Source organism: Rhizobium phaseoli (assembly GCF_003985125.1).
Lineage (GTDB): Bacteria > Pseudomonadota > Alphaproteobacteria > Rhizobiales > Rhizobiaceae > Rhizobium > Rhizobium phaseoli.
This window is the reverse complement of record NZ_ML133583.1, coordinates 1-26217: the sequence shown is the minus strand read 5'-3', so window position 1 is coordinate 26217 and position 26217 is coordinate 1. Positions and strand designations below refer to the sequence as shown.

Annotated in this window: 26 protein-coding genes and 1 pseudogene; 19 read left to right on the top strand and 8 right to left on the bottom strand. The window is 61.5% G+C overall.

Going from position 1 to position 26217, the window contains the following annotated elements; genetic code table 11:
* Positions 1–78: 78 nt before the first annotated feature.
* Together cimA and rarD are read left to right on the top strand one after the other, a co-directional pair.
* A complete protein-coding gene (gene cimA / locus EFD56_RS24575; protein WP_064817858.1) occupies positions 79–1692 on the top strand; it encodes a citramalate synthase in 1614 nt (537 codons plus the stop codon).
* Positions 1693–1890: 198 nt separating this feature from the next.
* A complete protein-coding gene (gene rarD / locus EFD56_RS24570) occupies positions 1891–2808 on the top strand; it encodes an EamA family transporter RarD (RefSeq protein ID WP_126906539.1) in 918 nt (305 codons plus the stop codon).
* 33 nt (positions 2809–2841) lie between these two features.
* Here the strand turns inward: rarD and EFD56_RS24565 are convergent, their stop codons facing one another.
* The 3 genes from EFD56_RS24565 to EFD56_RS24555 all read right to left on the bottom strand — a co-directional run bounded on the left by EFD56_RS24565 (position 2842) and on the right by EFD56_RS24555 (position 5762).
* Positions 2842–3774 (bottom strand): hypothetical protein, encoded by a 933-nt coding sequence (locus EFD56_RS24565; RefSeq protein WP_126906538.1) that lies wholly within the window; start codon positions 3772–3774, stop codon positions 2842–2844.
* Positions 3775–3868: 94 nt separating this feature from the next.
* Entirely contained in the window at positions 3869–4876 is a 1008-nt protein-coding gene (locus EFD56_RS24560; protein ID WP_126906537.1) for an alpha/beta hydrolase, read from the bottom strand.
* Positions 4869–5762, bottom strand: coding sequence for an MBL fold metallo-hydrolase (locus EFD56_RS24555; protein WP_126906536.1), 894 nt, complete (start codon positions 5760–5762; stop codon positions 4869–4871). The genes EFD56_RS24560 and EFD56_RS24555 overlap by 8 nt, the downstream gene beginning before the upstream one ends.
* 87 nt (positions 5763–5849) lie before the next feature.
* On the opposite strand from EFD56_RS24555, the gene EFD56_RS24550 reads away from it, so the two are divergent.
* A complete protein-coding gene (locus EFD56_RS24550) occupies positions 5850–6785 on the top strand; it encodes a LysR family transcriptional regulator (RefSeq protein WP_126906579.1) in 936 nt (311 codons plus the stop codon).
* A gap of 43 nt (positions 6786–6828) precedes the next feature.
* Here EFD56_RS24550 and EFD56_RS24545 read toward each other — a convergent pair whose 3' ends face one another.
* A complete protein-coding gene (locus EFD56_RS24545; protein ID WP_126906535.1) occupies positions 6829–7452 on the bottom strand; it encodes an LOG family protein in 624 nt (207 codons plus the stop codon).
* Between the two features lie 155 nt (positions 7453–7607).
* Here EFD56_RS24545 and EFD56_RS24540 point away from each other — a divergent pair, with 155 nt between their 5' ends.
* The 5 genes from EFD56_RS24540 (at position 7608) to EFD56_RS32775 (ending at position 13905) form a co-directional block, all read left to right on the top strand.
* Positions 7608–9626: a LysM peptidoglycan-binding domain-containing protein gene (locus EFD56_RS24540; RefSeq protein ID WP_126906534.1), complete on the top strand. Its 2019-nt coding sequence runs from the start codon at positions 7608–7610 to the stop codon at positions 9624–9626.
* A gap of 200 nt (positions 9627–9826) precedes the next feature.
* A complete protein-coding gene (locus EFD56_RS24535; protein WP_126906533.1) occupies positions 9827–11704 on the top strand; it encodes an ABCB family ABC transporter ATP-binding protein/permease in 1878 nt (625 codons plus the stop codon).
* Between the two features lie 137 nt (positions 11705–11841).
* Positions 11842–12540: a phosphatidylserine decarboxylase gene (locus tag EFD56_RS24530; protein WP_004675124.1), complete on the top strand. Its 699-nt coding sequence runs from the start codon at positions 11842–11844 to the stop codon at positions 12538–12540.
* A gap of 13 nt (positions 12541–12553) precedes the next feature.
* The gene (gene pssA, locus EFD56_RS24525) at positions 12554–13399 is read left to right on the top strand and encodes a CDP-diacylglycerol--serine O-phosphatidyltransferase (protein WP_004675126.1); all 846 of its coding nucleotides are present in this window, start codon (positions 12554–12556) and stop codon (positions 13397–13399) included.
* Between the two features lie 359 nt (positions 13400–13758).
* Entirely contained in the window at positions 13759–13905 is a 147-nt protein-coding gene (locus EFD56_RS32775; protein ID WP_010006292.1) for a hypothetical protein, read from the top strand.
* Positions 13906–14052: 147 nt separating this feature from the next.
* Here EFD56_RS32775 and EFD56_RS24520 read toward each other — a convergent pair whose 3' ends face one another.
* Both EFD56_RS24520 and EFD56_RS24515 read right to left on the bottom strand, forming a co-directional pair.
* Positions 14053–14817: an SOS response-associated peptidase gene (locus tag EFD56_RS24520; RefSeq protein ID WP_126906532.1), complete on the bottom strand. Its 765-nt coding sequence runs from the start codon at positions 14815–14817 to the stop codon at positions 14053–14055.
* Positions 14818–14910: 93 nt separating this feature from the next.
* A pseudogene (locus EFD56_RS24515) lies at positions 14911–15230 on the bottom strand (YnfA family protein).
* Between the two features lie 185 nt (positions 15231–15415).
* Between EFD56_RS24515 and EFD56_RS24510 the strand changes: the two are divergent.
* The 8 genes from EFD56_RS24510 (at position 15416) to EFD56_RS24475 (ending at position 20553) form a co-directional block, all read left to right on the top strand.
* Positions 15416–15850, top strand: coding sequence for an NUDIX hydrolase (locus EFD56_RS24510; RefSeq protein ID WP_126906531.1), 435 nt, complete (start codon positions 15416–15418; stop codon positions 15848–15850).
* A gap of 123 nt (positions 15851–15973) precedes the next feature.
* On the top strand, positions 15974–16417 hold the full coding sequence (locus EFD56_RS24505; protein WP_184319994.1) for a TIGR02301 family protein: 444 nt from the start codon (positions 15974–15976) through the stop codon (positions 16415–16417).
* Positions 16418–16520: 103 nt separating this feature from the next.
* Positions 16521–16778: a hypothetical protein gene (locus EFD56_RS24500; protein ID WP_004675135.1), complete on the top strand. Its 258-nt coding sequence runs from the start codon at positions 16521–16523 to the stop codon at positions 16776–16778.
* Between the two features lie 18 nt (positions 16779–16796).
* Entirely contained in the window at positions 16797–17549 is a 753-nt protein-coding gene (locus EFD56_RS24495) for a hypothetical protein (protein ID WP_126906530.1), read from the top strand.
* Positions 17550–17632: 83 nt separating this feature from the next.
* Positions 17633–18481, top strand: a complete 849-nt coding sequence (ygfZ, locus tag EFD56_RS24490) for a CAF17-like 4Fe-4S cluster assembly/insertion protein YgfZ (protein ID WP_126906529.1) — start codon at positions 17633–17635, stop codon at positions 18479–18481.
* 29 nt (positions 18482–18510) lie between these two features.
* Complete coding sequence (locus EFD56_RS24485; RefSeq protein ID WP_012483273.1) at positions 18511–19083, top strand: HD domain-containing protein; 573 nt, start codon at positions 18511–18513, stop codon at positions 19081–19083.
* On the top strand, positions 19080–19610 hold the full coding sequence (locus EFD56_RS24480; protein ID WP_037137785.1) for a tyrosine phosphatase family protein: 531 nt from the start codon (positions 19080–19082) through the stop codon (positions 19608–19610). The genes EFD56_RS24485 and EFD56_RS24480 overlap by 4 nt, the downstream gene beginning before the upstream one ends.
* A 58-nt stretch (positions 19611–19668) precedes the next feature.
* Positions 19669–20553, top strand: coding sequence for a mechanosensitive ion channel family protein (locus EFD56_RS24475; protein ID WP_126906528.1), 885 nt, complete (start codon positions 19669–19671; stop codon positions 20551–20553).
* 28 nt (positions 20554–20581) lie between these two features.
* Here EFD56_RS24475 and EFD56_RS24470 read toward each other — a convergent pair whose 3' ends face one another.
* Positions 20582–21097, bottom strand: a complete 516-nt coding sequence (locus EFD56_RS24470) for a superoxide dismutase family protein (protein WP_004669892.1) — start codon at positions 21095–21097, stop codon at positions 20582–20584.
* 396 nt (positions 21098–21493) lie between these two features.
* Positions 21494–21835, bottom strand: a complete 342-nt coding sequence (locus EFD56_RS24460; protein ID WP_126906527.1) for a hypothetical protein — start codon at positions 21833–21835, stop codon at positions 21494–21496.
* 408 nt (positions 21836–22243) lie between these two features.
* On the opposite strand from EFD56_RS24460, the gene EFD56_RS24455 reads away from it, so the two are divergent.
* From EFD56_RS24455 to EFD56_RS24445, 3 genes are all read left to right on the top strand, one after another.
* Positions 22244–24130 carry a putative bifunctional diguanylate cyclase/phosphodiesterase gene (locus EFD56_RS24455; RefSeq protein ID WP_064827274.1) on the top strand — a complete coding sequence of 629 codons (1887 nt, stop codon included), beginning with the start codon at positions 22244–22246 and terminating at the stop codon, positions 24128–24130.
* Positions 24131–24275: 145 nt separating this feature from the next.
* Complete coding sequence (locus EFD56_RS24450) at positions 24276–24920, top strand: HD domain-containing protein (RefSeq protein ID WP_126906526.1); 645 nt, start codon at positions 24276–24278, stop codon at positions 24918–24920.
* A gap of 9 nt (positions 24921–24929) precedes the next feature.
* Positions 24930–25787 (top strand): MOSC domain-containing protein, encoded by an 858-nt coding sequence (locus EFD56_RS24445; protein WP_126906525.1) that lies wholly within the window; start codon positions 24930–24932, stop codon positions 25785–25787.
* The last annotated feature ends 430 nt before the right edge of the window (positions 25788–26217 follow it).

Genomic DNA, 26217 nt, shown 5'->3' with positions numbered 1-26217 from the left:
ACCCTAGCCCTCTCCCCGCGCGCGGATGAAGGGCAGCATCCGCAGTTCAACAACACCCGCCTGGCGGGAGGAAACGACATGAAAGAACGCATCTACCTCTTCGACACGACGCTCCGGGACGGGCAGCAGACGCCCGGCATCGATTTTTCCGTCGAGGACAAGATCGCGATCGCCGCCATGCTGGATGAGTTCGGCCTCGATTATGTCGAAGGCGGATATCCCGGCGCCAATCCGACGGACACTGCCTTTTTCGGCGAGAGGCGCACCAGCCAGGCGACCTTCGTCGCCTTCGGCATGACGAAGCGGGCGGGCGTTTCGGTCTCCAACGATCCAGGCATTGCCGGGCTGCTGCAGGCGAAAGCCGACGCCATCTGTTTCGTCGCCAAGAGCTGGGACTATCATGTCGCGGTGGCGCTCGGCTGCACCAACGAGGAGAACCTCGAAAGCATCGCCGAAAGCGTCAAGGCGGCGGTCGGCGCCGGCAAGGAGGCGATCGTCGACTGCGAACATTTCTTCGACGGCTTCAAGGCCAATCCGGCCTATGCGATCGCCTGCGCCAAGACCGCCTATGAGAGCGGCGCCCGCTGGGTGGTGCTCTGCGACACCAATGGCGGGACGCAGCCGCCGGAGGTCCGCGCCATCGTCGAGGCGGTGATCGCTTCAGGCGTGCCCGGCCGCTGTCTCGGCATCCATGCCCATAACGACACCGGCCAGGCCGTCGCCAATTCCTTGGCCGCGGTCGAAGCCGGCGTCCGGCAGATCCAGGGAACGCTGAACGGCATTGGCGAGCGCTGCGGCAATGCCAACCTGGTGACGCTGATCCCGACACTGGCACTGAAGAGCGCTTACAACACACGCTTCGAAACGGCGATCGACGAGGAGCGGCTGCTCAACCTCACCCGGCTGTCGCATGCCTTCGACGAGTTGCTCAACCGCTCGCCCGACCACCAGATGCCCTATGTCGGCGCTTCCGCCTTCGCCACCAAGGCCGGCATTCACGCGTCGGCGCTGCTGAAGGATCCGAAGACCTATGAACATGTGCCGCCGGAAAGTGTCGGCAATTTCCGAAAGGTCATGGTCTCCGACCAGGGCGGCAAGGCGAACTTCATCAACGCGCTGAAGCGGCGCGGCATCACCGTCGCCAAGGACGATCCGAAGCTCGACCTCCTGATCTCGATCGTCAAGGAACGGGAATCCATCGGCTATGCCTATGAGGGCGCCGATGCGAGCTTCGAACTGCTGGCGCATCGTACACTCGGCACCATCCCGGAATTCTTCACCATCGAAGGCTTCCGAGTGATGATCGAGCGCCGCTTCGACAGCCTCGGCCGCGTGAAAATCGTCTCGGAAGCGGTGGTCAAGATCACCATCGACGGACAGACGCTGATGTCGGTTGCCGACGCCGAAGGTCCGGTCAACGCGCTCGACCTGGCGCTGCGCAAGGATTTTGGCAAGTACCAGCACGAGATCGACGATCTGGTGCTCGCCGATTTCAAGGTGCGTATCCTCAATGGCGGCACGGAGGCGATTACCCGCGTGCTGATCGAATCCACCGACAGTGACGGCGTGCGCTGGTGGACGGTCGGCGTCTCGGAGAACATCATCGACGCCTCCTTCCAGGCGCTGATGGATTCGGTCATCTACAAGCTGATGAAGAACCGGCAGCTAGCCGGCAAGATCGCGGCGGAATGAATCTGTTCCGCCGGTTCGGCGGCGCTGCCGGCGCCGCCGGCCTATCGGCCGCTGAGGTCCGGGCTGATCGTCCGCTCGTGTTCGTCATCGCCTGGACTTTGCTAAATGCTCTCACCATTCATTCAACGAAATGAATTGGCCTATTCACGGCGCTTAAGCTAGGCCGGATCAGAAGAAGAACAAAGATGGAAACACCCGATGTCGACCGATGCATCCGTTCCCTTGGCCAAGAACGAAGATAGTCCGCGCGGTTTCGCCTTCGCGCTGACAGCCTATCTGCTCTGGGGCTTCCTGCCCTTCTATATGAAGGCGGTGGCGCATATTCCGCCGGCCGAAGTCATCGCCCACCGCATCGTCTGGTCGCTGCCGCTGGCCGGCATCGTGCTGATCGTGCTCGGACGCACCGCCGATATCAGCGCAGCACTGCGCTCGCCGCGCATGTTGGCGATGGGGGCGCTGGCGGCGTCGCTGATCACCGTCAACTGGGGCACCTATGTCTGGGCGATCGGCGCCGGCCATTCGCTCGATGCAGCGCTTGGCTATTTCATCAATCCGCTGTTCAGCATCTTCCTCGGCGCAGTGCTCCTGAAGGAGAAGCTGCAGCCGCTGCAAATCGCGGCGATTGCCCTTGCAGGGCTCGCCGTCGCCATTCTCGCCTTCGACAGCGGCGGCATTCCATGGGTGGCGCTGACGCTGGCCGTCAGCTGGGGTTTTTACGCCCTGCTCCGCAAGACACTGCCGCTCGGACCCAATCAGGGCTTCTTCCTCGAGGTGCTGATCCTGAGCGGGCCGGCCCTCCTTTACATCCTCTATCTCGAATTCGGCAGCGGCCAGGGCCATCTCTACCGCACCGGCCTTGCCGATACGACCCTGCTGCTCGGCTGCGGCGTCATCACCGCCGTGCCGTTGATGATCTATGCCAATGGCGCCAAGCTGCTGAAGCTCTCGACGATCGGCATCATGCAATATATCGCGCCGACGATGATCTTCCTGATCGCCGTGTTCGCCTTTCAAGAGCCGCTCGGCACGGCGCGCATGATCGCCTTCCCGCTGATCTGGGCGGGGCTGTTCTTCTACAGCTGGTCGATGCTCAAAGGGAGCCGCGGAAGGATATAGCCGTTGCGCTCGTCGCAACCCGACCGACTTGGCTCAAAGCCAGGATAGCAGCGCTGTGCGGAAGAGGATTCCGGCCAATGCGCTGAAGACTGCGACGCCCGCAACCGAGCGGAGCGCCGGCACCGAAGCGATAAGAATGGAGAGGCCAGGAAGGTCAAGAGGGTTTAGCAGAAATGCGGATCCGTGAATGATTTTCTCTGGCGTAAGACTCAGTTCCTTGTGGGCGTCGAGTAACAGCGTGACCGTTGCGCTCGATCCTGCCAGGCACTTTGTGAGGAAGAACAGCACATCCTGCTGCGAGGCGCCTAGCAGCTGAAGCAATGGCTGCGCAACGGACGTGAAAGCCGAAAGTGCGCCTGTATTTTGGGTCAGCCTTACCAGGGCAAGTGAGATCACGAGCACCGGCAGGATCGCAGCAATGACGCCAATGGCATCTGCGCCACCGCGATTGATCGCGGCCAGCAGATCGCGCCTGACGACGTCGTGGTCATCCGTCCTGTCGCAGGAACAGATCTTTCCAGGCAAGGAACGGCGGCCGACGATCCAACCGGCGAGAGTGGACGCAGCGAGCGCCCCGCAAATGCCGTTCATTATGATCGAGCCCGGATCGACACCGAGGCTTGCGAGCGGAAAACTGGCATTCGCCGGCGCCGCCGCAAGTACCGCGGCAAAGGCCGCGGCCATAAATTTCTCCGACGTTCTTTTATGCGCCATCAGCGTCAGGGCAGCGACCGGGGCAGCCGAACTCACGAGGCTGAGCTGGATGATTGCCAAAACCCCAAAACCGTCCAGACCGAAAGGTCTGAACAGCGGGTTTACCTTGCCGGCGATTGATCGCAACGCGCTCACGCTCTCGAGGTAGCGCATCAGCGAAAATGTCACGATCATGAGAGGCAGAAAGGTGAATATCGCGATGTCGACGGCACTTCGCCCGGCATCCAGGATGGCGGTTATCAGAATTGTCATGGAAACGAATGGCTCGATGGCCGGGTGAACGCGCGGCCGGCTTGATGGAGGAAGCAGACTCCGGGTTCGATGCCGGAGCCTGATCGTTCAGACTCTATTCCGGTTTGAAAGCTTCATCGAAGAAGCGGACGACCTCGGCATAGGCCTGCATGCGGTGGCTCTCCATGAGGGCCAGATGTGTCGCCTCCCCGATTTCCACCCATCGCCTGTAGGAGGCGCCGGTCAGCTGCTCGAAATAGGCCCGCGCCAGATCAAGCGGAACGTCGATGTCCCATTCCCCGTGCAACAGCAGCACCGGAGCGCGAATCTCGCTCGGTTGATAATATGGGGTTCCAGCTCTCCAGTAGGTGCGGATGTCTTGGATCGGCCCGTTGGTGGCGCGAAGTTTTCCTTGCTCCCTATCATCTTGCGACGTCTCCTCCGAGAGGGTCAATTCCGACCAGAGATCGAACCAGCCCTCGGGCACAAGACGTTCACGCGCGTATTCAGGTGCGGTGCCCAGCCAACGCGCCAGGGCCGCTTTGACTGGAACAAGCCTGTAGGAGCCGAGGGAACCGCCCTGGTCGATGGGAATGGGAACGTCACTCAGCCATTGTGGCGCGAGCAGCGCGAGCTTGACGACCTTGTCGGCGTTGCGAGCAGCATATGCGCCGGCTACGGTACCGCCCCACGACATTGCGAACACGTTGACAGCCTTCAGGCCCCGAAGTCGAAGCACGAACTCGACAGCCGTTGCGAAGTCGGTGACGCCCGTGTCGGTGGAAACAAGGGGCGGGTTGAGATCGGGCTGCGCCTGCATTTCCGGTGGACGGGTCGATTTTCCGTAGCCCCGGACATCGACGGCAAAGACGTCGAATCCATGATGCGCGAGGAAGTCGATGAAGGACATTCCATTGAAGGGAACGTCGTAAAGACTTCCGGACGAGAAGGTCGCTCCATGCACCATCACGATTGTTTTCTCCGCAAGAAAGACTTTGTGGTCCTTCCTTCGCTTATTGCGCAGATAGAGCTTGATGCCCTCGGTTCCGCTGTCGACGTAATGCTCGTCGAATACGATCTGACTGGCGTCAAAAGCTGACGATCCGAGCTCGTTGTTAGACATAGGACCACCTGAATTTTTCGCCGTCGCGGGTGACATAACCAGCAGACGAACCGGGGAAATGCGTGGAGAAGTACATGGCGCGATTATCAGCTGCGAGTTCGAGGACGCGCTGTCTGGACTGGGCAGCCTGATCCAGGAATTCGCAGAAGACCGTGTTGAGGTCGGGCCGTTCCACCTGGATCGGATGGTGCATGACATCGCCGGCGAAGATTGCCGCTTCATTGTCCGCCTCCAGCATAACGGACATATGGCCGATGCTGTGCCCAGGCGTCGGCAAGAAGATGAATCGATCGAGGAAAGGACCGCCTGCGCTGTCGATGAAATCGGCAAGCCCCGCCTCGATCACCGGCCTTACGCTGTCTTCATAGACGCCGAGGCTGGGAATGTTGACGTCGTTGTGACTCGCCGTCGACGCGTAATATTCCTGCTCGGCGCGTGGGAAGGCGTAGCGGGCGTTTTTGAAAGTCGGGATCCATCGTCCGTCCTGAAGCACGGTATTCCAGCCGGAATGATCGACGTGGAGATGGGTATTGATGACGAAGTCGACATCTTCGGGCTCGACACCCGCTTGACGCAGCCTATCGAGAAACGGAATGGTCTGACGATGGAAGCCGGAATTGCGCGGTCTCTCCTTGTCGTTCCCCGAGCCCGTGTCGATGAGGATGACGTGGTCGGGCGTGATGACAAGCCAGCTATGAATGCTCACTACAAGGGCATCGCGGCCCTCTTCCATATCGACGGCGGAAAGCCGCGGCTCGACCGCCTTGATCTCCTCAGATCCGGCAGTCGGGTAGAGGAATGAGGGCGGAACGTCGTGAAGGTACTGCTCCTGCACCTTTCTCACTGTCACGCCGGCAATACGATATTCCTTTCCAAGATCGCTCATGGAATTCCTTTCGAGTTGAACTGGAACCGGGACAGCGCTGTCCGATGGCTATGGACAGTAAGAAGGATTCATGCAACGATCAAATCGATGAATGAAATTGTCTCCATTGATCATTTCAATTTGTGGTCTTTCGACCTCAATCTGCTGGTCGCGTTCGATGCGCTCATGAAGGAGCGGAGCGTGACGAAAGCTGCTGTTCGCCTGAAAATCCAGCAGCCCGCGATGAGCCACAATCTCGGCACTCTCCGGACATTGCTGCAAGATGAGCTGTTTGTGCGTGTCGGCCAGGTCATGCAGCCGACTCATCGGGCGCTGTGTTTCGCCGAAGCCGTAGAGCAGATACTCAGCCGCACGCAGCAGGCGATCGTAACGCCGGCAATCTTCGAGCCCGATCAGGCCGAGCAGATATTCCGCATCGGCTTTTCCAGCGAGCTTGAGGTGCTGCTCGTGCCGCGCCTCGCCGCTATGTTGAACGAGACAGCCCCCGGTATTAAAGTGCTTGCGCGAGCGGTCGACCCGGAGCTGGTCCACAAGCTTCTGGACGACAATGTCATCGACCTCGGCGTCGGTTGCTACGATGACGGCAACAACAGACACCGGCGGACCCTGCTGTTCGAGCAATCGCTAATGTGTTGCTACAATCCTGAGCTTCTCGATCTTCCCGAAACTTTGGACCGGGACAGCTATGTCGGGCTGAGGCATGCACTCGTTTCCCAGAAGGACGCCATCGAAGGCTGCATCGATGACGCGTTGAAGCGGATCAACGTGCGACTGGACGTGTCGGTGGCAGCGCCGGAATTCCTGACCGTGCTTACCGCCGTCCTGGAAGCGCCCCTGATCGCGACCCTGCCGACCAGGATCGTGAAGCGGTATGCCGGCCTTTTCGGCTTGGCGACCGCCGAGGTTCCCCTTGACTTAACGGTGAGCCCGATATCGATGGTCTGGTCGGCGGCAAGTGACAATGATCCCGCCAATCAATGGATGCGATCTCAGGTGACCCGGCTTGTTTCGGCCTACAGCTGAATATGCCGGCCACAAGGCTGGGCAATCCAGGGCTCTTGCCCACCTACATCTTCGAGATTACCTCGTCCTCGCCGTCGCGATCGGCGGCGAGCTGGGCCGCCTGGGCCATGATCGCCGGAATGATGCCGGAAACGTCGTCGACGATGAGCGGCTGCACCCGGTGGGCTGTGTGCAGGAAACCTTCTTCGGTCATATGGCGCAGCAGTTCCATCATCGGATCCCAGAAACCGTTGATGTTGGCAAAGACCATCGGCTTCTCATGGCGGCCGAGCTGGGCCCAGGTCATGATCTCGACGATCTCCTCCAGCGTGCCGATGCCGCCCGGCAGCGCGACGAAGGCATCGGAGCGCTCGAACATCGTATGTTTGCGCGCATGCATGTCAGGGGTTACAATGAGTTCGTTGAGCTGACCGAGCGAATGGCGAGTCGCTTCCATATCGATCAGGAACTCCGGGATGATGCCCGTGACCTGACCGCCGCCTGAAAGCACCCCGCTTGCAACCGCGCCCATGATGCCTTTGGTACCCCCGCCATAGACGAGGCGCAGGCCGTATTCGGCGATCTCTCGTCCGAGAGCACGCCCGGCCGCCATGTGAGAGGGATCGCGTCCCGGCCTTGAGCCGCAGTAAACGCAGATGGATCGAATCGATACAGATTGTTCGGTCATGGAGGCGAAACAACTATTCCATTTCAATGCAGTCAAGAAAATTGACTGAAAAGCAGCATGCCTAGCTTGCCTAATTGCTTTGAATGCTTGTGAAAAGCAACGGGAATCGCTAGCAATTTTCGGTACTACGGCAATTTGCCGCCTTGGGAGACATAATGATGAAGAACCGTGCCGGCTTGCTGGCCCTTGCAGTGCTCGTATCCGCAATCCTACTGATGGTATTCTTTGTCATGCCGCGCATCGGCGGCGATGCGACCAAGGTCGGCGACGCTATCAACCAGGCGAGCACGGAGCTCAAGAACACGGTTAACGAGGCGTCAAAGACATCACGCTCCTCCGCCGATCCGACTGCGGTCGCCGCCCAGGTCAGCCGTCTTTCGGCCGATGCCGGCCTCGCGCTCGGCGAGCTCAAGGCGCTGTTTGCCGATGGCAAAGGCCCGGCCATCGATGTCTTCACCGCCGCCAAGACCAAGACGATCAATGCGCTCACCGCCCTTGCCGGCTTCACCATTCCCGAGGGCATCGATCCCGCGACGCAAGCCGTTGCCACGAAGGCCAAGGAAGGCGGCGCCAAGGCGCTGGCCATCGTGCAGTCGCTGCCCGAAAACATCGCCGATGCGAGCGCGGCAATTGCCAAGGCCGAGGCAGCGCTGACCGGCGCCCCCGAGCCGGCCGCTGCAGCGGCCAATGCCGGTCCCAAGCTTCCGGCCTTCGACGTCCTGCGCGTCGAGCCGGATGGATCGACCGTCATTGCCGGTTCCGCCGAGCCGAACGGCAAGCTTGAAGTGCTCGACGGCGAAAAGGTGGTGACGACGGCCGATATCGGTCCGAGCGGCGATTTCGCCGCCGTCCTCGACAATCCGCTTCCGGCCGGTGACCACCAACTGGTGCTGAAGGTGACGGGCAAGGATGGCAAGACCACGCGTTCCGAAGAAGTCGCAACCGTTTCCGTGCCGGAGGACGGCAATGGCGCCAATCTGCTCGCCATGGTCTCCAAGCCCGGCACCGCAAGCCGCATCATCACGGCGCCAACGGGCGGAACCGAAGTCGCCGACGCCTCCGATCCGATGGCGCCGTCTGCCGACAAGGCAGCAGCCGACGGAACCGCTCCTGCTGCAGCGACCGGTGAGCTGGCTCTGCAGACGCCTGGGTTGCCCGGCGGCACGAATGCGGCGCCGGCCGTTCCCGGCCCGGCCGAAGCCGACAAGGCCACGGCACCCGATGTTATGGTCAACGCCGTCGAGATCGAGGGCAACAAGATCTTCATCGCCGGCACGGCGCGCGCCAACGCCAAGGTCCTCGGTTATGCCGACGACAACCTCGTCGGCCAGGACACGGCGGGTGCCGACGGACATTTCGTTATTGACGGCGTTGCAGCACTGTCAGTCGGCGACCACAAGATCCGCGTCGATGTCGTCGATCCCGCCGGCAAGGTGATCGTGCGCGCCGCGGTGACCTTCAATCGTCCGGCTGGCGACCAGGTAAGGGTCGCCGCGCAAGCCGGCCCTGCCGACGTGAACGGCTCCTCTTCGATGGTACCGCTCGACGAAGGCGAACTCGGCAAGCGCAAGGCCGAGGCCGGCAAGGCCTTCGGCCTGCTGAAGGGGCTTTTTGCCGACGGCAGGCTGCCCGGCGACGAACAGCTTGCAGCGGCGCGCTCGGCAACGGAATTCGCACTGCGCTCGCTCGCCGACTTCCGCCCAGGCGCCGACGCATCGGATACCCTCAAGCAAGCATCCGGATCCGCCTCTGAGAAGGCGACCAACGCGTTGAAGATGCTGCAGGGCCTGCCGAAGGATGCAAAATCCGTCGGGGCTGGTCTCGACGGGCTGGGGGCGATCATTGCCGAACTCAACGGCGCACCAGCGCCTGCGGCCCCTGCATCCGCGACGTCCACCAACGACGCTGCCGGCAACCAGCCGAAAACCATCGAACAGGCGCCGCTGACGGCCAACAATGCGGCGGTGATCATTCGCCGCGGCGACACGTTGTGGCAGATCTCGCGCCGGACCTATGGCCTTGGTGTGCGCTACACGACGATCTACATCGCCAACGAAGACAAGATCACCGATCCCGACCGCATCCGCCCCGGCCAGATCTTCGGCCTGCCGAAGGATGCCTTGCCGAATGCCGAGGAACTGCACCGCAAACGCCTTTCCGGCCAGCACCTTTAAACAAAGCAGAAGAACATGATCGGGCCGGGCGGGATAACCGCCCGGCCCGGGCTTTTCCTGAGCCCCGCATTTGTTGTATTCATCCGCTCGGCACCCTATCTGGCGGTGACAGGGGAAACGCTTTCGAGCACGTCCCGCTCGCGCTTTGCCAGCATCGACGCACGCGACGGCAGCAACTCCCATCCGGACTGGAGACACGCATGGCAAACGGCAAGACTGTCTCGGAATCCCACCTGCTGCGCACGCTTCTCAACCTCTGGCCCTATATGTGGCCGGCCGGCCGGCCCGACCTCAAGATGCGCGTCGTCTGGGCCTCGGTCTATCTGCTGATCTCCAAGTTCGTTCTGCTGCTCGTTCCCTATTTCTTCAAATGGTCGACCGATGCACTGAATGGCAGGATGGACCTCGCCGGCACGGTTCCGCCGCTGCTTGCCGGCGCCATCGCGCTGGTCATCGCCTATAACCTCACGCGGCTGATCCAGCTCGGCCTCAACCAGTTGCGCGACGCGCTGTTTGCCAGCGTCGGGCAGCATGCGGTGCGCCAGCTCGCCTACAGGACCTTCGTGCACATGCACGAGCTGTCGCTGCGCTTCCATCTGGAGCGCAAGACCGGCGGTCTCTCGCGCATCATCGAGCGCGGCACCAAGGGTATCGAGACGATCGTCCGTTTCACGATCCTCAATTCGGTTCCGACCGTCATCGAATTCCTGCTGACCGCGGCAATCTTCTGGTGGGGTTACGGATTTTCCTACCTCGCCGTCACCGCCTTGACGGTCTGGGCCTATATCTGGTTCACGATCCGCGCCTCCGATTGGCGCATCGCCATCCGCCGGTCGATGAACGACAGCGATACCGACGCCAATACCAAAGCCATCGACTCCCTCCTCAATTTCGAAACCGTCAAATATTTCGGCAATGAGGAGATGGAAGCCAAACGCTTCGACAAATCGATGGAGCGCTACGAGAAGGCGGCGACCGATGTCTGGACCTCGCTCGGCTGGCTGAACTTCGGCCAGGGCGTCATCTTCGGCATCGGCACGACGATCATGCTGGTGCTGTCGGCGCTGGCTGTCCAGCGCGGCGAGCAGACGGTCGGCGATTTCGTCTTCGTCAATTCGATGCTGCTGCAGCTTTCCGCGCCGCTCAACTTCATCGGCTTCGTCTACCGCGAAATCCGCCAGGGGCTGACCGATATCGAGCAAATGTTCGATCTCCTGGAGGTGAAAGCCGAAGTCAAGGACGCGCCCGATGCAACAGAACTCAGGAGCGGCCAGGGCGCGATCTCCTTCAAGGATGTGCACTTCGCCTATGATCCGGCCCGTCCGATCCTCAAGGGGATTTCCTTCGACGTGCCGGCCGGCAAGACGGTCGCCGTGGTCGGCCCCTCGGGGGCGGGCAAGTCGACTCTGTCGCGCCTGCTCTACCGTTTCTACGATATCCAGAGCGGCACGATCACGGTCGACGGCCAGGATATCCGCACGGTGACGCAGAAGAGCCTGCGCTCGGTGATCGGCATGGTGCCGCAGGATACCGTGCTCTTCAACGATACCGTCGCCTACAACATCCGCTATGGCCGTACATCGGCCAGCGACGGCGAGGTCTTTGCCGCCGCCGAGGTGGCGCAGATCGCGCATTTCATCGAAATGCTGCCGGAAGGTTTCGAAACCAAAGTCGGCGAGCGCGGCCTCAAGCTTTCGGGCGGCGAGAAGCAGCGGGTGGCGATCGCCCGCACCATCCTCAAAGCGCCGCCGATTCTGATCCTCGACGAGGCGACGTCGGCGCTCGACACGACGACGGAACGAGAAATCCAGACGGCGCTCGACGTGGTTTCGAAGAACCGAACGACGCTAGTCATCGCCCATCGGCTTTCGACCGTGATCGGCGCCGACGAAATCATCGTGCTGAAAAGCGGTGAAATCGTCGAGCGCGGAACCCATGCGGCCCTGCTTGAACGGAACGGCCTCTATGCCTCCATGTGGAACCGTCAGCGCGAGGCCACACAGGCCGAGGAACACCTGAAGCAGGTGCGCGAAAGCGACGACATGGGCGTGGTCACGCGGCTTGCGCCGGCAAATTAATTCGGGAACCGGATGCCGGCATCGGCTTTTGTTGTTCAGAACCTAAGCGTGCGAACAGGGGCCGGGGCCGCAGCATTGCCCCGGAGGCGGTTTTTCGCTAACCAGCAAAAAACGACAACGCAAGGAGACCGGCAGCCATGAGCCTGTTCAACACGGTTCGCAACACGATCGTCCCCGTGCACAAGGAGGGTTATCCCTTCGTGGCCGCCTTCTTCGTCGCCTCGCTAATCCTCGGCTGGATCTTCAAGCCGCTCTTCTGGATCGGCATGATCTTCACGCTGTGGTGCGCCTACTTCTTCCGCGATCCCGAGCGCGTGACCCCGCAGGACGACGATCTGGTGATTTCCCCGGCCGACGGTAAGGTCTCGGCGATCCAGATGGTGACCCCGCCGGCCGAGCTCGACCTCGGCTCGGAGCCGATGCTGCGCATTTCCGTGTTCATGAACGTCTTCAACTGCCATGTGAACCGGGCGCCGATGCGCGGACGCATCGTCAGCATCAACTACCGCTCCGGCAGCTTCGTGAACGCCGAGCTCGACAAGGCGAGCGAGGACAATGAGCGCAACGGCCTGGTGATCGAAACCAAGCACGGCCAGATCGGCGTCGTGCAGATCGCCGGCCTCGTGGCGCGGCGCATCCTCTGCTGGGCAAACCCCAACGAGCCGATGGATGCCGGCGAGCGCTTCGGGCTGATCCGTTTCGGCTCCCGCCTCGATGTCTTCCTGCCCGCCGGTGCGGCGCCACGTGTCTCGCTCGGCCAGACCGCGATTGCCGGAGAAACCGTCATCGCCGAATTCGCCTCGGCCAAGGGTCCCGTCATCAGCCGCCGCAGCTAGATTGGAACGCGATATGGAAACGCCTTTTCCGCCTTTCGAGCCCAATGGTCCGGATGATTCCGCCCGCGGCCCGCGTCTGCGCGAAATCCCGCTCCGTCTCGTCTTTCCGAATCTCATCACCATTCTGGCAATCTGCGCCGGGCTGACCGGCATCCGCCTGGCTTTCGAGAATCGTTACGAGCTCGCCGTCTCCATGGTGCTCGTCGCCGCCTTCCTCGACGGTATCGACGGACGGGTGGCCCGGCTGATGAAGGCGACGTCGAAGTTCGGCGCGCAGATGGATTCGCTTGCCGACATCGTCAATTTCGGCGTCGCACCCGCCCTCGTCGTCTATGTTTTCGCGCTCGACCAGGCGCGCTCGCTCGGCTGGATCGCGGCGCTGATCTATGCGATCGCCGCCGGACTGCGCCTTGCCCGTTTCAATGTCATGGCCGAACGCGAGAACAAGGCAAGCTGGCAGTCGGAATATTTCGTCGGCGTGCCGGCGCCGGCCGGCGCCATGCTCGTGCTGCTGCCGGTCTATCTCGGCTTCCTTGGCATGGCGACCGACCGCACCTTCGCCTTTGTCTCGTCGATCTATACCGTGTTCATCGCCTTCCTGCTGATCAGCCGGCTGCCGGTCTGGTCGGGCAAATCGGAGGGCAACCGGCTGCGGCGCGATCTCGTGCTGCCGATGATGCTCGGCGTCGTGCTCTATGTAGCTCTGCTGATGAGCTACACCTGGGAGGTGATGGTGTTTACCGTTGCCGCCTACCTCGTTTCGCTTCCCTTCGGCGCGCGGAAATGGCGGCGGAAATATGGGACGCTGACGATCGAGGAGCCCGGCGTCGGCGACGACGATATCGGCCGTCATATCTGACCTCCAGGCATTCCTACAGCGCCGCGCGTCTTTTCAGACGCGCAAAGGACGCTGTAAGACTTTGAACTGCAGTAGCCTCTCTCCCACGGAAATGCTTCTCCCCTCGTTCTCGCATATTCCCGGAAAACTTGTGCTTCTTCCGGGGAAAGCCATGAGCTTTCCCCGGGGATAACGGCTGCGCAGTTTTTTGGGAACCGCTTCCTTCAGTAAGTATTAACCAACGTAGGCTTCAGTTAAGCCTCGCGAATTATGGTGGGCGTTCACAAATCCTGATAAGCGGCGCCGCCGATTCGTCGCTATTTCTGGCGAAACTGCAAAAATAAAATTCCCAGGGAAGAACCACGTAAAGGAGAGTATCCGTGACTTCGAACAAGAGCAGTACCGGCGAACAGCAGACGGCCAAGCCGGACCTCGCCGCCAATTATCGCCCCGTCGGCCTGAAGGCCGTTGCCGCGGCATCGCTGATGGCGAAGAACAAGCCGGAGAGCGTCAAGAAATCCGCTTGAAGCGCCGAGCTTCGAACCGCCGTCACCTGCGCTTCACCTTCCAGCTTCCGGCATGCCGTTGCCCCAAGACTGCGGCATGTTTCTAAAGCGTCCCGATCTCTAGGATTCGACCAACGGGCCGCAGTGCCAGAAGCGGCCGATAGCGTTTCAGAAAAGGCTGAGTTGGCCGTTATCCGGCCTTTGCTTCTCGGGTGCCTTGAACTGCCGTTCGATGACGACTGGCTCCTGCAGGTCAGGGCCCATATTGGCAACCTTATTGACCTTGTCGGAGACCGGTACGGCCTCGAAAAAATCGTCCTGAACGGGCTGCGTCAGGTCCGCCACCTCACGCGGTTCCTGAGTCCTGCAATCGAGCCAGCGCGCGAAGTCCGGCGGCTTGATGACGACAGGCATGCGATCATGGATCGCCGAGATGCCCGCATTGGCGGACGTCGTCAGGATCGCGCCGGTATCGACCTCCGAGCCATCGGCTGAGGACCATGTCTCCATCAATCCGGCAAAGGCGACGATTCCGCCCTGACGCGGCCTGATCCAATAGGCCTGCGGCTTGCCGTCGCTCTCCTTCGGCGGACGATGCCATTCATAAAAACCCGAAGCCGGAATCAGCACGCGGCGATGACGCATCGCCGCCCGAAACGAGGCTTTGCCGATCGCCGTCTCGGCGCGCGCATTGATCAGCAGCGGAAATTCTCTCGGGTCCTTGACCCAGGCCGGCGTAAAACCCCAGCGCACCAGCACCGCGCGCCGGTCGGCCAGATTGCTGCCTCGCTCCCTGTCCTCGCCTGCTATGACGACCAGGATCGGCTGCGTCGGGGCGATGTTGTAGCGCGCCGGAAAATCGTCGAGATCGACACCGGAGAGGAAATCGCGCAGGTCTGCGCTGGAACTTGTCAGGGCGAAACGTCCACACATCGACCCGTCTTTGCACCCGGTCCGAGTCCGGTCAAGACGCCCTGGGCGTGCCGCGACCAAAGAGCTAAGCGCGTTGCGCCTGCGCGACATGCTTCAGCCTCGTGGCGCAAAGAGGATGACGCTCGCCCCGGCAAGGCAGATCAGTCCGCCGCCGATATCATAACGATCGGGCACACGGCCTTCGACCAGCCAGAGCCAGAAGAGCGAAGCCAGAATATAAATGCCGCCAAGGCCGCGAAGGTTCGGCCGGCGGCCTCGCTCGGCACCAGCGTCAGAAGCCAGGCGAAAAGCGCGAGCGAGATCATGCCCGGCACCAGCCACCAGACGGGCTTTTCGAACCTCAGCCATGCCCAGAAGGCGAAGCAGCCGGCAATCTCGAAGACGGCGGCAAAGGCGTAGATGATATAGGTCACGCAAAGCCCTCTCGAAAATCTGGAATCTCTGTTGCACACATGTCGTCACCTCGGGAACCGTTGCACCGCCTTTCGGGCCTTGTCTTCCGAACCTGGCCAGACGAAAAATTGGGGAAGCCAGGCAGCGCCGGCATGCAACAATCGGTCCATGCGATAGAATGGGCCGTCACACCAAGAGCAGTCTTATGATCTCCACCGCCAAAGCCGCCTCCTCCGCCATTCTCGAACGCGACGGCCGGTTCCTGCTGGTGTTGCGACGCAACCCGCCTTCCGCCGACATGTATGCCTTTCCCGGTGGACGCGCCGAGCCGGGGGAAACGCCGGAGCAGACGGCGCTGCGGGAATTCCGCGAGGAAACCGGCATCTCGGCGCATAATCCGCGGCTGTTTTCGACCTATGACCTGAAGACGCATGGGCCGGACGGCAGCCTCAAGAGTCATTTCTTCCTGTCGGTCTTTCGCGTCGAGGCCGACCGGGACATGGTGGCGGAAGCCGCCGACGATGCAGCGGCGCTGGGCTGGTATACGGTGGATGAGATTCGGCGGCTGCCTGTGCCGCAGAGCGTGCTCGAATGCGCGGAACGGCTGGCACAGGATGATTATCGGCCAACCGGCCGATAATCATCCTGTTCTGAATTAGAGTTAGAGCATGATGTCGTCCGAAAACCGCTGACACTTTTCGGCGCCATGCTCTGGCGGGCGGCGAATAGAAGTGGAAATTGTCAAGCGCGCCTTGTTGCCGTCATGGTCAACGTATCAACTGGAAGCATGATTCCCGTTCGACGCGTTGTCCTGTCCCTGCTCGTGCTCGCCGGCCCCACCATGGCTCAGGGCAAGAACACGCCGCCTCCACAGGAGGAGGAGATTGCGCCGCCGGCCGCGATCGTCCCTTATGACGACAAGCTGGCGCGGCTCGCCGAGGTGCTGGGTTCGGTGCATTATCTGCGAACCCTCTGCAAGGCCGCGGGCGGCGATGAGTGGCGAAAGGGCATGCAGCAGCTGCTCGATTCGGAGGCCGGCAACGAACCGCAACGCAAGGAAAAGCTCACGGCAGCCTTCAATCGCGGTTATCGCGCCTTCGCCTCGGTCTACACGGATTGCACCCCGGCGGCCATCGTGGCAGAAGAGCGCTACCGTAACGAAGGTGCAACACTTGCCACAGAAATTACCTCGCGCTTTGGAAATTGACGTTTAATTAACCTGTTTTCGCATGCGGACGTGTCGTTTTGGGAAAAGGCTGTTAGTGTTGTTAACGGTGCAGTAAGAGATGAGAAGTTCTGAGGAAAAGACAATGGAAGCAAGCCTCAACGAGATCGACGACATGATCGTCCACGAAAAGATGCAGGCGGCTCTGGAGTACCAGAACGAGGCTTGGGCCGACGGCATGGCCGACGGGATCGAGCCTGAGATCATTGCTGATGCCGCCATCGCGCATGCACTGCGCGAGACCATTCGATTGCATGGGGAAAGCAGCGCCGAAGCTTTGCTCGATTCGCTGCGCGACCGTATGCTTGCCGGCGAATTCTCCGCCAACCGCACCCTGCAATAATTATTATCAGAGAGCTCGATGCGCATCGGTAAAGAGAAAGTTTCGCGAATTTCGCTCGCGCCGGTGATGCTTGCGCTCAGCCTTGCCGCCGGCAATTTCGCCCTTACGCCCTCGGCCTACGCGCTTTCCGAACTGCACAAGATCCCCGGCCAGCCGAACGACCAGCCGGCACAGGGAAGCGCCCAAGGGCAGAGCCAGCCGCAAGGCGGCACCACCCCCGGCGTTCCCATGGCCGATCCGCTGGTGAATAGCCAGAACAGTCAAGGTGTCGACAAGACGCCGGGCACGCAGGACAATTCCAAGCCCGTCGAGGTGATCTACGACATCAGCAAGGCCCCCGAGCCGGTTCGCAAGATGCGCCAGCAGATCGTCGAGGCGGCCGCTTCCGGCGATCTCGAACGGCTGCGGCCGCTGATGGGCGCCGGCGCAGAGCAGACGCAGGTGACGGTCGGCGAACCCACAGAAGATCCAATCGGCACGCTGAAGGATCTTTCCGGCGATCCCGATGGGGATGAAATCCTCGCCATCATGCTCGACATCGTCTCGACCGGCTTCGTCCATGTCGGCCAGGGCACCGCCGACGACATGTATGTCTGGCCCTATTTCGCCGAGAAAGACCTGAAGTCGCTGACGCCGCCGGAGCGGGTCGAATTGCTGCGCATCGTCACCGCCGGCGATCTGTCCGACATGCAGGAATTCGGCGGATATAATTTCTACCGCCTCGGCATTACGCCCGACGGCAAATGGAAATTCTTCACGGCAGGCGATTGACGCCTGACGCAAGCTGCATGGCGCTTGCGATCCGCCTCATCAAGTCATACCTCTGAGCGATGACCAACGCGACAGGTTCCGCCATGCCAGCCGTATTCCTGAAAGACCGCTCATTGCTCTCCGTCGGCGGCGCGGATGCCCAATCCTTCCTGCAAAACTTGATCACCACCGATATCACCTCGCTTGCGGCCGACGAAGCGCGGCCTGGGGCGCTGTTGACGCCGCAGGGCAAGATCCTGTTCGACTTCATGATCTGGCAGGATGGCGACGGCTACATGATCGAAACCGATGCCGGCCAGCGCGATGCGCTGCTGAAACGGCTGACGATGTACAAGCTGCGGGCCGCCGTCACGCTTGCGCCCGTCGCCGAAGAAGGCATCAGCGTTTGCTGGGGCGAAGATACCGATGGCGTCAGCTTAGGCTTCCGGGACAGCCGCTTCGCCAAGGCCGGCCTCACGCTGACCCGCCGGCCGGGACGACACGGTGACGGCGCTGAGGCGCTCTACGATGCGTTGCGCATCGCCCACGGCATTGCGACATCGGGATCGGACTTTTCGCTGCAGGATGCCTTTCCGCATGATGTTCTGATGGATCTGAACGGCGGCCTCTCCTTCAAGAAAGGCTGCTATGTCGGACAGGAAGTGGTTTCGCGCATGCAGCACCGCGGCACCGCGCGCCGGCGCGTCGTCACGGTATCCGCCGCAACGGCTCTGCCGGGGACAGGCACCGAGATCACCGCCGCCGGCAAGCCAGTGGGGACCCTCGGTTCCATCGACGGCGGCAGCGGACTTGCGATCGTGCGCATCGACCGCGCCGGCGCCGCGATGGCGGAAGGAACGCCGCTGCTGGCCGGCGGGACGGCCGTTTCTCTCACCCTGCCGCAATGGTCCGGGCTTGTCTTCCCGACCAGCGCCGACGAGGCCAGCGCGTGACGGCCAAAGTTCCGCGTGCCTGGCAACGCATGCTGTCCGGGCGCAGGCTCGACCTGCTCGACCCCTCGCCGCTCGATGTCGAACTCGCCGACATCGCCCACGGATTGGCGCGCGTCGCCCGCTGGAACGGCCAGACATCCGGCGATCACGCTTTTTCGGTGGCGCAGCACAGTCTCCTCGTCGAAGATATTTTCCGCCGCTTCAACAATGCCCGGCCGGAGGAGTGCCTGATGGCGCTGCTGCACGACGCGCCGGAATATGTGATCGGAGACATGATCTCGCCGTTCAAATCGGTGGTCGGCGGCGGTTACAAGGCGGTTGAAATGCGGCTGGAGGCGGCCGTGCACCTGCGCTTCGGCCTGCCGCCGCATCCCACGCGCGACCTCAAGGACCGGATCAAGAAGGCCGACACCATTGCCGCCTATTTCGAGGCGACGGTGCTTGCCGGTTTCACACCGGCTGAAGCGCAAAAATTCTTCGGCCAGCCGCGCGGCATCAGCAAGGACTTGCTGATGATGGAGCCGCTGCCCGCGATCGAAGCGCAGCGGCTGTTCTGCGAGCGCTTCGCGGCGATCGAGGCCGAGCGGGAGATGGGATCGTGAGCGTCATCATCGTCTCGCCGCTGTCGCGCATCGCCGAAATGGCGGTGCGCCATAAGGCGCGCGACATGATCAGCCTGATCGCCAAGGAACAGGCCTTTCACCGGCCGGGCGTGATCGCGCCCGAGCGTCACCTGACGCTGGCGATGAACGACATCGCGTTCAAGGGTACCGGCGGTCTCGTGGCGCCTGACGAAACGCATGTCCGCCAACTTATCGATTTTGCCGCGTCATGGCGGCAGGAGACGCCGCTGCTCATCCATTGCTGGATGGGTGTGTCGCGATCCCCGGCGGCCGCCTTGATCGCCGCATTGTCGCTCGCACCGGATCAGAGCGAAGAAGGGCTGGCCCGGCGGCTGCGCGCCGCCTCGCCTTTCGCGACGCCGAATACCCGGCTAATCGAGATTGGCGACGCGTTGCTCGGCCGCGGCGGCCGGCTGGTCACGGCCGTGCGGGCCATCGGACGCGGCGCCGATGCCGACGGCAATGCGCCCTTCGTGCTCGACATTCACGACGCCGGCGGCGGTTGACGCTGCCGCCGTCCGCTCCATCTTGCCCTCGACCACGCACGATCCGCAGGGCCAAATCATGGAACAACAAGCAGCCGACGTCCTTCTTGCCACCCGGACGGCACTGAGCCAGGCAAGCGCGCTCGCCGTCCAATATTCCTTTTCCATTCTCGGAGCGGTCATCGTGCTCGTCGTCGGCTGGACGCTGGCCGGCTTCGTCAGCCGCTGGGCCTATGAAGGCCTGTCGCTCATCCACGGTATCGACGAGACATTGGCGCGCTTCTTCACCAACGTCATCCGCTATGCACTGCTGATCCTGGTGTTCATTACCGTACTCGGCCAGTTCGGCGTCCAGACCGCCTCGATCATCGCCGCCCTTGGCGCAGCCGGCCTGGCGATCGGGCTGGCGCTGCAAGGGACGCTGCAGAATATTGCGGCCGGCATCATGCTGCTGGTCCTCAGACCATTCCGCGTCGGCGAATATATCGAGACCAGCAGCGTGGCCGGCACGGTGCGCGAGATCGGGCTATTTGCGACAGAACTCAGAACCGGCGACGGGCTCTATCGGCTGGCGCCGAATTCGACGCTCTGGAACACCCCGATTACCAACTTCAGCCGCGAACCTACGCGGCAGAACGACCTGAAGATCAGTATTTCGCGTGAGGATGATCTTGATTTGGCGATGGAAACGTTGATGGGCCTTGCCAAAGGCAATCCCAGGGTGCTGCCGTCACCGGCACCCAGCGTTTTCATCGACAGCCTCGGTGACAGCACGATATCGGTGACGCTGCGCTACTGGGCAAAGACGGGGGACTGGTGGCAGGTCAGCCGTGACATGGTGAAGCGGGTAAAACTTGCCTTCGACGACAAGGACGATCCGGCCGCTTTGCGGGACGATTCAAATTCCGCGGCGGGAAAGAGGTCCAACGGCACCGCGGCGGCCGAAAAGCCGACGCGGCAGTGAAACATGGCTGACCGGGGCGATCGTCGGCCTATTGAATGACGCCGCAGGCAAGCCTCTCCCCGGCGTCACCGGAAGGCTGGCTGCGATAATCGTCGGAATTGGCGTGCACCATCAAAGCGCGGCCGCGGATGCCGTCCTTCTTGCCGTCAAGCGTGACCATGCCGTCGAATATCTGGGCTCTCAACACGCCGTCCTGTCCGACATATTGATTGGGCATATCGCCGGCATGGGGTCCTTTGGCCGCAAGAATCCCGTGCTCGGCCGAGTCCGGGTTGAAATGGCCGCCTGCCGATTCGTGATGGGTTGCCGCATCGCAGCGGCCGGTCTCGTGAACATGAAAGGCCACCCATTTATTCGCCGGCAGTCCCGATATCTCCACTTCGATCAGGACGCCGCCATTGGCGGCAGCCGTTAGCTGGGCGCGGCCGCTTTCCTTGCCGTCCTTGCCGACGAAATTGGCGACCGCCGTTTGCTTGTCCTGGGCACTCGCCGGCAAGGCAATTGCAAGCAGGCTCAGGGCAGCGATGATGCGCATGGCTTTCATGGAGATCTCCTTCCGTCCGGTTGTCCTTCTGAACGTGTCAGCCCGGAACGTGTTCCTCAGCGGACCATCCAACAAAAAAGCCGGCCAATGGGCCGGCTTGCAGATCACAGGGATCTAGAGCCTTTCCTGGTTAGATTGAAGCATTCTGCCGGAGCAGGTTTTCGTCAGGGCAGAGGCGATTGGCGATGGGCATACCCCCCAGGTACGTCCGAGCCGATCGCCTCTGATCCTGGCGGAAACATGCCCGGCCCTTCGGGTTGGCTGAAACGGACCGGCTGATCGACCGGCCGGCTTGGCCGTAGAGCTTTGCTACGACGCGCGCCGGCCGGTCGACCATCCGACTCCGTTTGAGCCAACAGAATGCTTCAATCTAACCAGGAAAGGCTCTAGACGCCGTCAGGCGACGGCGTCGAAATCGAACTGGCCGTAGGTATTGCGGTAAAGATCGTCGGATTGATCGCCGGTCGTCGGCGCGGTCTGCTGCAATGGATAGGGAACGGCGATGCTGCTCATCGTGACGGTGTCGCGGGTGTCCATCATCAGCGCAATCAGGCTGCCGGAAAATTTCGGCTGCGTGTCGCCGGTCGTGTCGTCTTCCAGCAGTTGCTTGAGGATACCGGGCTTCTCATCGGCGGCACGTTCGCCGCGGCTGAGCACGCCGTCACCATTGGAATCGAGCCGCGAAAGCGTGGCAAGATATGCATATGAAGTATCTGAAACGGATGTGGTGCGGGTCATACAAACCTCCATTCACCGCCTTTTGCCGGTGGTGTTTGTACGCAATACGAGAACGGAAAATAACGAGTGACTCGGTGGTTAAACTGATTTGCGCAGTGCGTCAATAAGTTGTTAACTTCTCATTAATGAAGATTGACAGGCGTTAACGGAGGACTGCCAAATCGGCTTTTCCTCGACAGCCTCCTCGATATTTCAGCGGTTTTTAATGTAAAAACGCGGGTTTCAAACCGCGTGTGCGGCTGCTGCACTGCAACCGAATATTAATCCCGCAGATCCAGAATGGTGGGGCATTACCACCGTACGTTTGTAAATATCGAATTCCATGTCTGTCTTTTGAGGTTCTGATGGCCCGCGTTTTGAGGCACGTGCATCATCGAACGGCCACGGCCGTTCTCCAAGACGCTTGCCATGAAAGCTGAAGCGCTCTTTTGGCGGCAATGTACAGAGGCTGTCGCGGCCGATGGATCAATCGACGCGCAGCGTCTGATGCAGCTGGTGATCGCAACCTATCGCGGCCACGAAAGCGACTATGACGCAATCGAGAAAAGCGCGGAAACGCTGCTGAAGGAAAACCAGTCTCTGAGGGGTAATCTTTCGGCCCTTAGCCAGGCGTTCGACGGACAGAAGAGACTCTTCGAAATCGTCCTCAACAATCTGCCGCTCGGCCTCAGCGTCTTCGACGCCGACCAGCGGCTGACGCTCTACAATAGCCGCTTCCACCAACTCTTCGGCCTGACGCCGGAGGATATCGCCGCCGGCGCAACGATTACCGAGCTCCTCGAAAAAATGCGCGGCAGGGAAAGCGCCGTCTCACCAGGCGGCAGGCGAACCGGCCGACCTGCTTCCGCCAAGGCGGGGAGCAGCCGCATCCGCCGGCGCGAATGGCAGATGAATGACGGCCGCATTATCCAAAGCGTAGTGACGATCCTCTCCGACGGCAGCAACATCGCCATCCATGCCGACATTACCGAGGATCGAAAGGCAGCAGAGCGCATCACCTATCTCGCCCATCACGACCTCCTGACCGATCTTCCCAATCGCATCTATTTCCGCGAGCAGGTCGATGCCACGCTGGCGGAGCGCAAGCCGGACGAGCAGATTGCCCTGGTCCACCTCAATCTCGACCGCTTCAAGTCGATCAACAATACGATCGGGGTATCGGTTGGCGACAAGATCCTGCAGCAGGTCGCCGGGCGCATCCGAGCCTCGGCCGGCTCGGAAAATACAGTGGCGCGACTCGGTTCCGACGAATTCGCCATCCTGCAGACAGGTAACCGGCAGCCCCGGAGCGCGACGGCGCTGGCCGACCGGATCCGCCGCGCCCTTTCCGAGCCCTTCCTGCACGGCGAAAAAAGAGTGGAGCTCAGCGTCTCCATGGGCATCGCAATCGCTCCACGGGATGGTGAAGAAACAGATATCCTTTTGAAAAATGCCGGCGTGGCGCTGTTGCATGCCAAAGCCGACGGACGCAAGCGCGAGCGCTTCTTCACCAGCGAGATGGAAGCGCAGATGCAGTTGCGCCATGCCCTCGAGGCCGATCTTCGCGCCGCCGTCGAAAAGGGGGAATTCGAGCTGCACTACCAGCCGCTCTACGACCTTTCCAAGCAGCAGGTCTGCGGTTTCGAAGCGCTGATCCGCTGGAACCACCCGATCCGCGGCCGCGTATCGCCGATGGATTTCATCCCGCTTGCCGAGGAGGTCGGGCTCATCGTCGATATTGGCCGCTGGGTTTTGCGCCAAGCTTGCAGCGATGCGGCGCAATGGCCGGAAGGCATCAAGGTGTCGGTCAACGTTTCGGCGATCCAATTCAGCGGCAGCGATCTGATGCAGGATGTCAGCGAAGCGCTTGCCGCCGCTGCGCTATTGCCGTCACGCCTCGAACTCGAAATCACCGAGAGCGTGCTGATGGAGAACCTCAGCGAGGTGCTGCCGATCCTGCACGCCCTGAAGGAGCGCGGCATCCGCATCTCGATGGACGATTTCGGCACCGGATATTCCTCTCTGAGCTATCTCTCGAGCTTCCCCTTCGACAAGATCAAAATCGACAAATCCTTCGTCAACGACATCGTCGACAATAGGGAGGCGCATGCGATCATGCGCGCAATCATCCTGCTCGGTGATGCGCTCGGCATGCGCGTCACTGTCGAAGGCGTCGAGACGGCCGCTCAGCTGGCGCTGCTCGAATGCGAGGAATGCGACGAGATCCAGGGCTATCACATCAGTCCGCCGCGCCCTGTTCGCGACGTGCAGCACCTTCTCTCCATGCCGCCGAAGAGCGACGGTAATTTCTCCTGAGGGCAGGTGAATTTCTCATGATTGCGACTCGCATGGCAAGCCGCTACAAACCGGCTCCGTGTTCTGCAGATCTTCGTAGCCGGGCCGCTTCCCGGAAGCCGCTTTCGATGCTCGATGAACGATTTTTCCAATAACAGGTGGCGCGATGTTCAAGGCCGAAGCCTTCTCCCCTCATGAGACGCTCGCTGCGTCGCTGATTGCGCATGCGGCCGAAGGCGATGACGGTTCACACGATCTCGCCCATATCCTGCGCGTCTTCAGAAATGCCATGCGCATCCATGCGGGCGAAGGCGGAGACGGACGCATCCTCGCCGCTGCGGTGCTGCTGCACGACTGCGTCGCGGTCGAGAAGAATTCCCCCTTGCGCGCCAAGGCATCGGCGCTGGCGGCGGAAAAGGCATCGGCAATCCTGGCCGAACTCGGCTGGACTGCGGCGGATATCAGCGCTGTGGGGCATGCCATCACCGCTCACAGTTTCTCCGCCGGGGTGACGCCGCAGACGATCGAGGCGAAAATCCTGCAGGATGCCGACCGGCTGGACGCGATCGGCATGGTCGGCGTCGCACGCTGCTTCTATATCGGCGGGCGAATGGGATCCGGGCTCTATGATCCGTTCGATCCGGCGGCAACGAACCGTCCCCTCGACGACAAACGTTATGCCATTGACCATTTCCAGACGAAGCTGTTCAAACTGGCGGACGGGTTCCAGACCGAGACCGGCCGCCGGCTGGCGGCTGCGCGTGATAAAAGTCTGCGTGATTTTCTCTCGGCATTCCTGGACGAAATTTAGGAGAACGGCATGCGTGTCAGCGACCTCTTCATCTACCCGCTCAAGAGCGCTCGCGCCATCGCGCTGCCCGCCGCCGATATTGACGCCTATGGGCTTCCCGGCGACCGGCGGGCGATGATCACAGACGCTGAAGGCCACTTCATCACCCAGCGCGAACTGCCGGACCTCGCCCGCATCGAGATCCGGCCGGAGGCCGGTGCCTTTCGGCTGCTGATGCAGGGCAAGCCTGACATATCGGTACCGCCGCCCCGGCCTGACATCCGCATGGATGTCAGCGTTTGGAAATCGGCCGTCAGCGCCGCCGTCGCCGATGCAGAGAGCAACCGCCAGCTTTCCGAATGGCTCGGCCGCGAGGTGCGGCTGGTGTTTTTCGACGGCCGGGCACGGCGGACGGCGAATGCCGAATGGGCCGGCGAAGGCACGCCGGTGAGCTTTACCGACGGCTATCAGATCCTGGTGACGACGACCGGTTCGCTGCAGGCGCTGAACGACGATCTCGCCGTCCACGGCGAAGGCAGCGTCGGCATGGAGCGCTTCCGACCGAACATCGTCATCGACACCGACGAGGCCTGGCCGGAGGATCGCTGGGCGGCAATTGAAATCGCGGGCATCCGCTTCGATCTCGTCAAACCCTGCTCGCGCTGCATCATGACGACGCAAGACCAACTGACCGGGTCACGCGACGTGGATAACCCGATGCCGGCCATGGGCCGCATCCGCATGTCGGCCGACCGCCGCGTGCCCGGACCGCTGTTCGGCTGGAACGTCACGCCGCGCGGCAGCGGCAGGATCACGATCGGCGACGCCGTCCGCATTGTCGAAGAGAGGCCTGAAGGCTGGGCACTGAAGGTTCGTGCGCGGGGGTAGATCACACAGCGAAAGGCCGTCTGAACAGCGCTCTCTTCCGCACGCTGTCACATCCGCCCTCACCAAGTCAGTTTAGGTCGTGACTGGCATTGTCTGGTTTCGCTAGCGGATAGCGTCGCTGACACGGCGTCTGCGCTGTGAATGGGTTTCTCCTGCCCACCCCACCCTCCGTCGTGCTCGGCCTTGAGCCGAGCATCCACACCGCATCCATCATCAGCCGCCTCATGGATCCCAGGCTCAAGTGTAAAGCCCGGATACATACCTGACAGATGTTCGGAGACATGCCTGACACTTTCGAGATGTTTTTTCGGGAGGTCGGCATGGTTTGGCGGTCGAGGTCAGTTGTGGATGAGCGTTTGGAATTCTGCCGGTTGGCGGGGCTCGAAGGTGCGAATGTCTCGGCGCTTTGCCAGCGCTTCGGCATCAGCCG

Bases quoted from the DNA above. Each gene is read 5' to 3' on its own strand.
- cimA (WP_064817858.1), top strand. From the start codon at position 79: ATGAAAGAACGCATCTACCTCTTCGACACGACGCTCCGGGACGGGCAG.
- rarD (WP_126906539.1), top strand. From the start codon at position 1,891: ATGTCGACCGATGCATCCGTTCCCTTGGCCAAGAACGAAGATAGTCCG.
- EFD56_RS24565 (WP_126906538.1), bottom strand. From the start codon at position 3,774: ATGACAATTCTGATAACCGCCATCCTGGATGCCGGGCGAAGTGCCGTC.
- EFD56_RS24560 (WP_126906537.1), bottom strand. From the start codon at position 4,876: ATGTCTAACAACGAGCTCGGATCGTCAGCTTTTGACGCCAGTCAGATC.
- EFD56_RS24555 (WP_126906536.1), bottom strand. From the start codon at position 5,762: ATGAGCGATCTTGGAAAGGAATATCGTATTGCCGGCGTGACAGTGAGA.
- EFD56_RS24550 (WP_126906579.1), top strand. From the start codon at position 5,850: ATGAATGAAATTGTCTCCATTGATCATTTCAATTTGTGGTCTTTCGAC.
- EFD56_RS24545 (WP_126906535.1), bottom strand. From the start codon at position 7,452: ATGACCGAACAATCTGTATCGATTCGATCCATCTGCGTTTACTGCGGC.
- EFD56_RS24540 (WP_126906534.1), top strand. From the start codon at position 7,608: ATGATGAAGAACCGTGCCGGCTTGCTGGCCCTTGCAGTGCTCGTATCC.
- EFD56_RS24535 (WP_126906533.1), top strand. From the start codon at position 9,827: ATGGCAAACGGCAAGACTGTCTCGGAATCCCACCTGCTGCGCACGCTT.
- EFD56_RS24530 (WP_004675124.1), top strand. From the start codon at position 11,842: ATGAGCCTGTTCAACACGGTTCGCAACACGATCGTCCCCGTGCACAAG.
- pssA (WP_004675126.1), top strand. From the start codon at position 12,554: ATGGAAACGCCTTTTCCGCCTTTCGAGCCCAATGGTCCGGATGATTCC.
- EFD56_RS24520 (WP_126906532.1), bottom strand. From the start codon at position 14,817: ATGTGTGGACGTTTCGCCCTGACAAGTTCCAGCGCAGACCTGCGCGAT.
- EFD56_RS24510 (WP_126906531.1), top strand. From the start codon at position 15,416: ATGATCTCCACCGCCAAAGCCGCCTCCTCCGCCATTCTCGAACGCGAC.
- EFD56_RS24505 (WP_184319994.1), top strand. From the start codon at position 15,974: ATGGTCAACGTATCAACTGGAAGCATGATTCCCGTTCGACGCGTTGTC.
- EFD56_RS24500 (WP_004675135.1), top strand. From the start codon at position 16,521: ATGGAAGCAAGCCTCAACGAGATCGACGACATGATCGTCCACGAAAAG.
- EFD56_RS24495 (WP_126906530.1), top strand. From the start codon at position 16,797: ATGCGCATCGGTAAAGAGAAAGTTTCGCGAATTTCGCTCGCGCCGGTG.
- ygfZ (WP_126906529.1), top strand. From the start codon at position 17,633: ATGCCAGCCGTATTCCTGAAAGACCGCTCATTGCTCTCCGTCGGCGGC.
- EFD56_RS24485 (WP_012483273.1), top strand. From the start codon at position 18,511: ATGCTGTCCGGGCGCAGGCTCGACCTGCTCGACCCCTCGCCGCTCGAT.
- EFD56_RS24475 (WP_126906528.1), top strand. From the start codon at position 19,669: ATGGAACAACAAGCAGCCGACGTCCTTCTTGCCACCCGGACGGCACTG.
- EFD56_RS24470 (WP_004669892.1), bottom strand. From the start codon at position 21,097: ATGAAAGCCATGCGCATCATCGCTGCCCTGAGCCTGCTTGCAATTGCC.
- EFD56_RS24460 (WP_126906527.1), bottom strand. From the start codon at position 21,835: ATGACCCGCACCACATCCGTTTCAGATACTTCATATGCATATCTTGCC.
- EFD56_RS24455 (WP_064827274.1), top strand. From the start codon at position 22,244: ATGAAAGCTGAAGCGCTCTTTTGGCGGCAATGTACAGAGGCTGTCGCG.
- EFD56_RS24450 (WP_126906526.1), top strand. From the start codon at position 24,276: ATGTTCAAGGCCGAAGCCTTCTCCCCTCATGAGACGCTCGCTGCGTCG.
- EFD56_RS24445 (WP_126906525.1), top strand. From the start codon at position 24,930: ATGCGTGTCAGCGACCTCTTCATCTACCCGCTCAAGAGCGCTCGCGCC.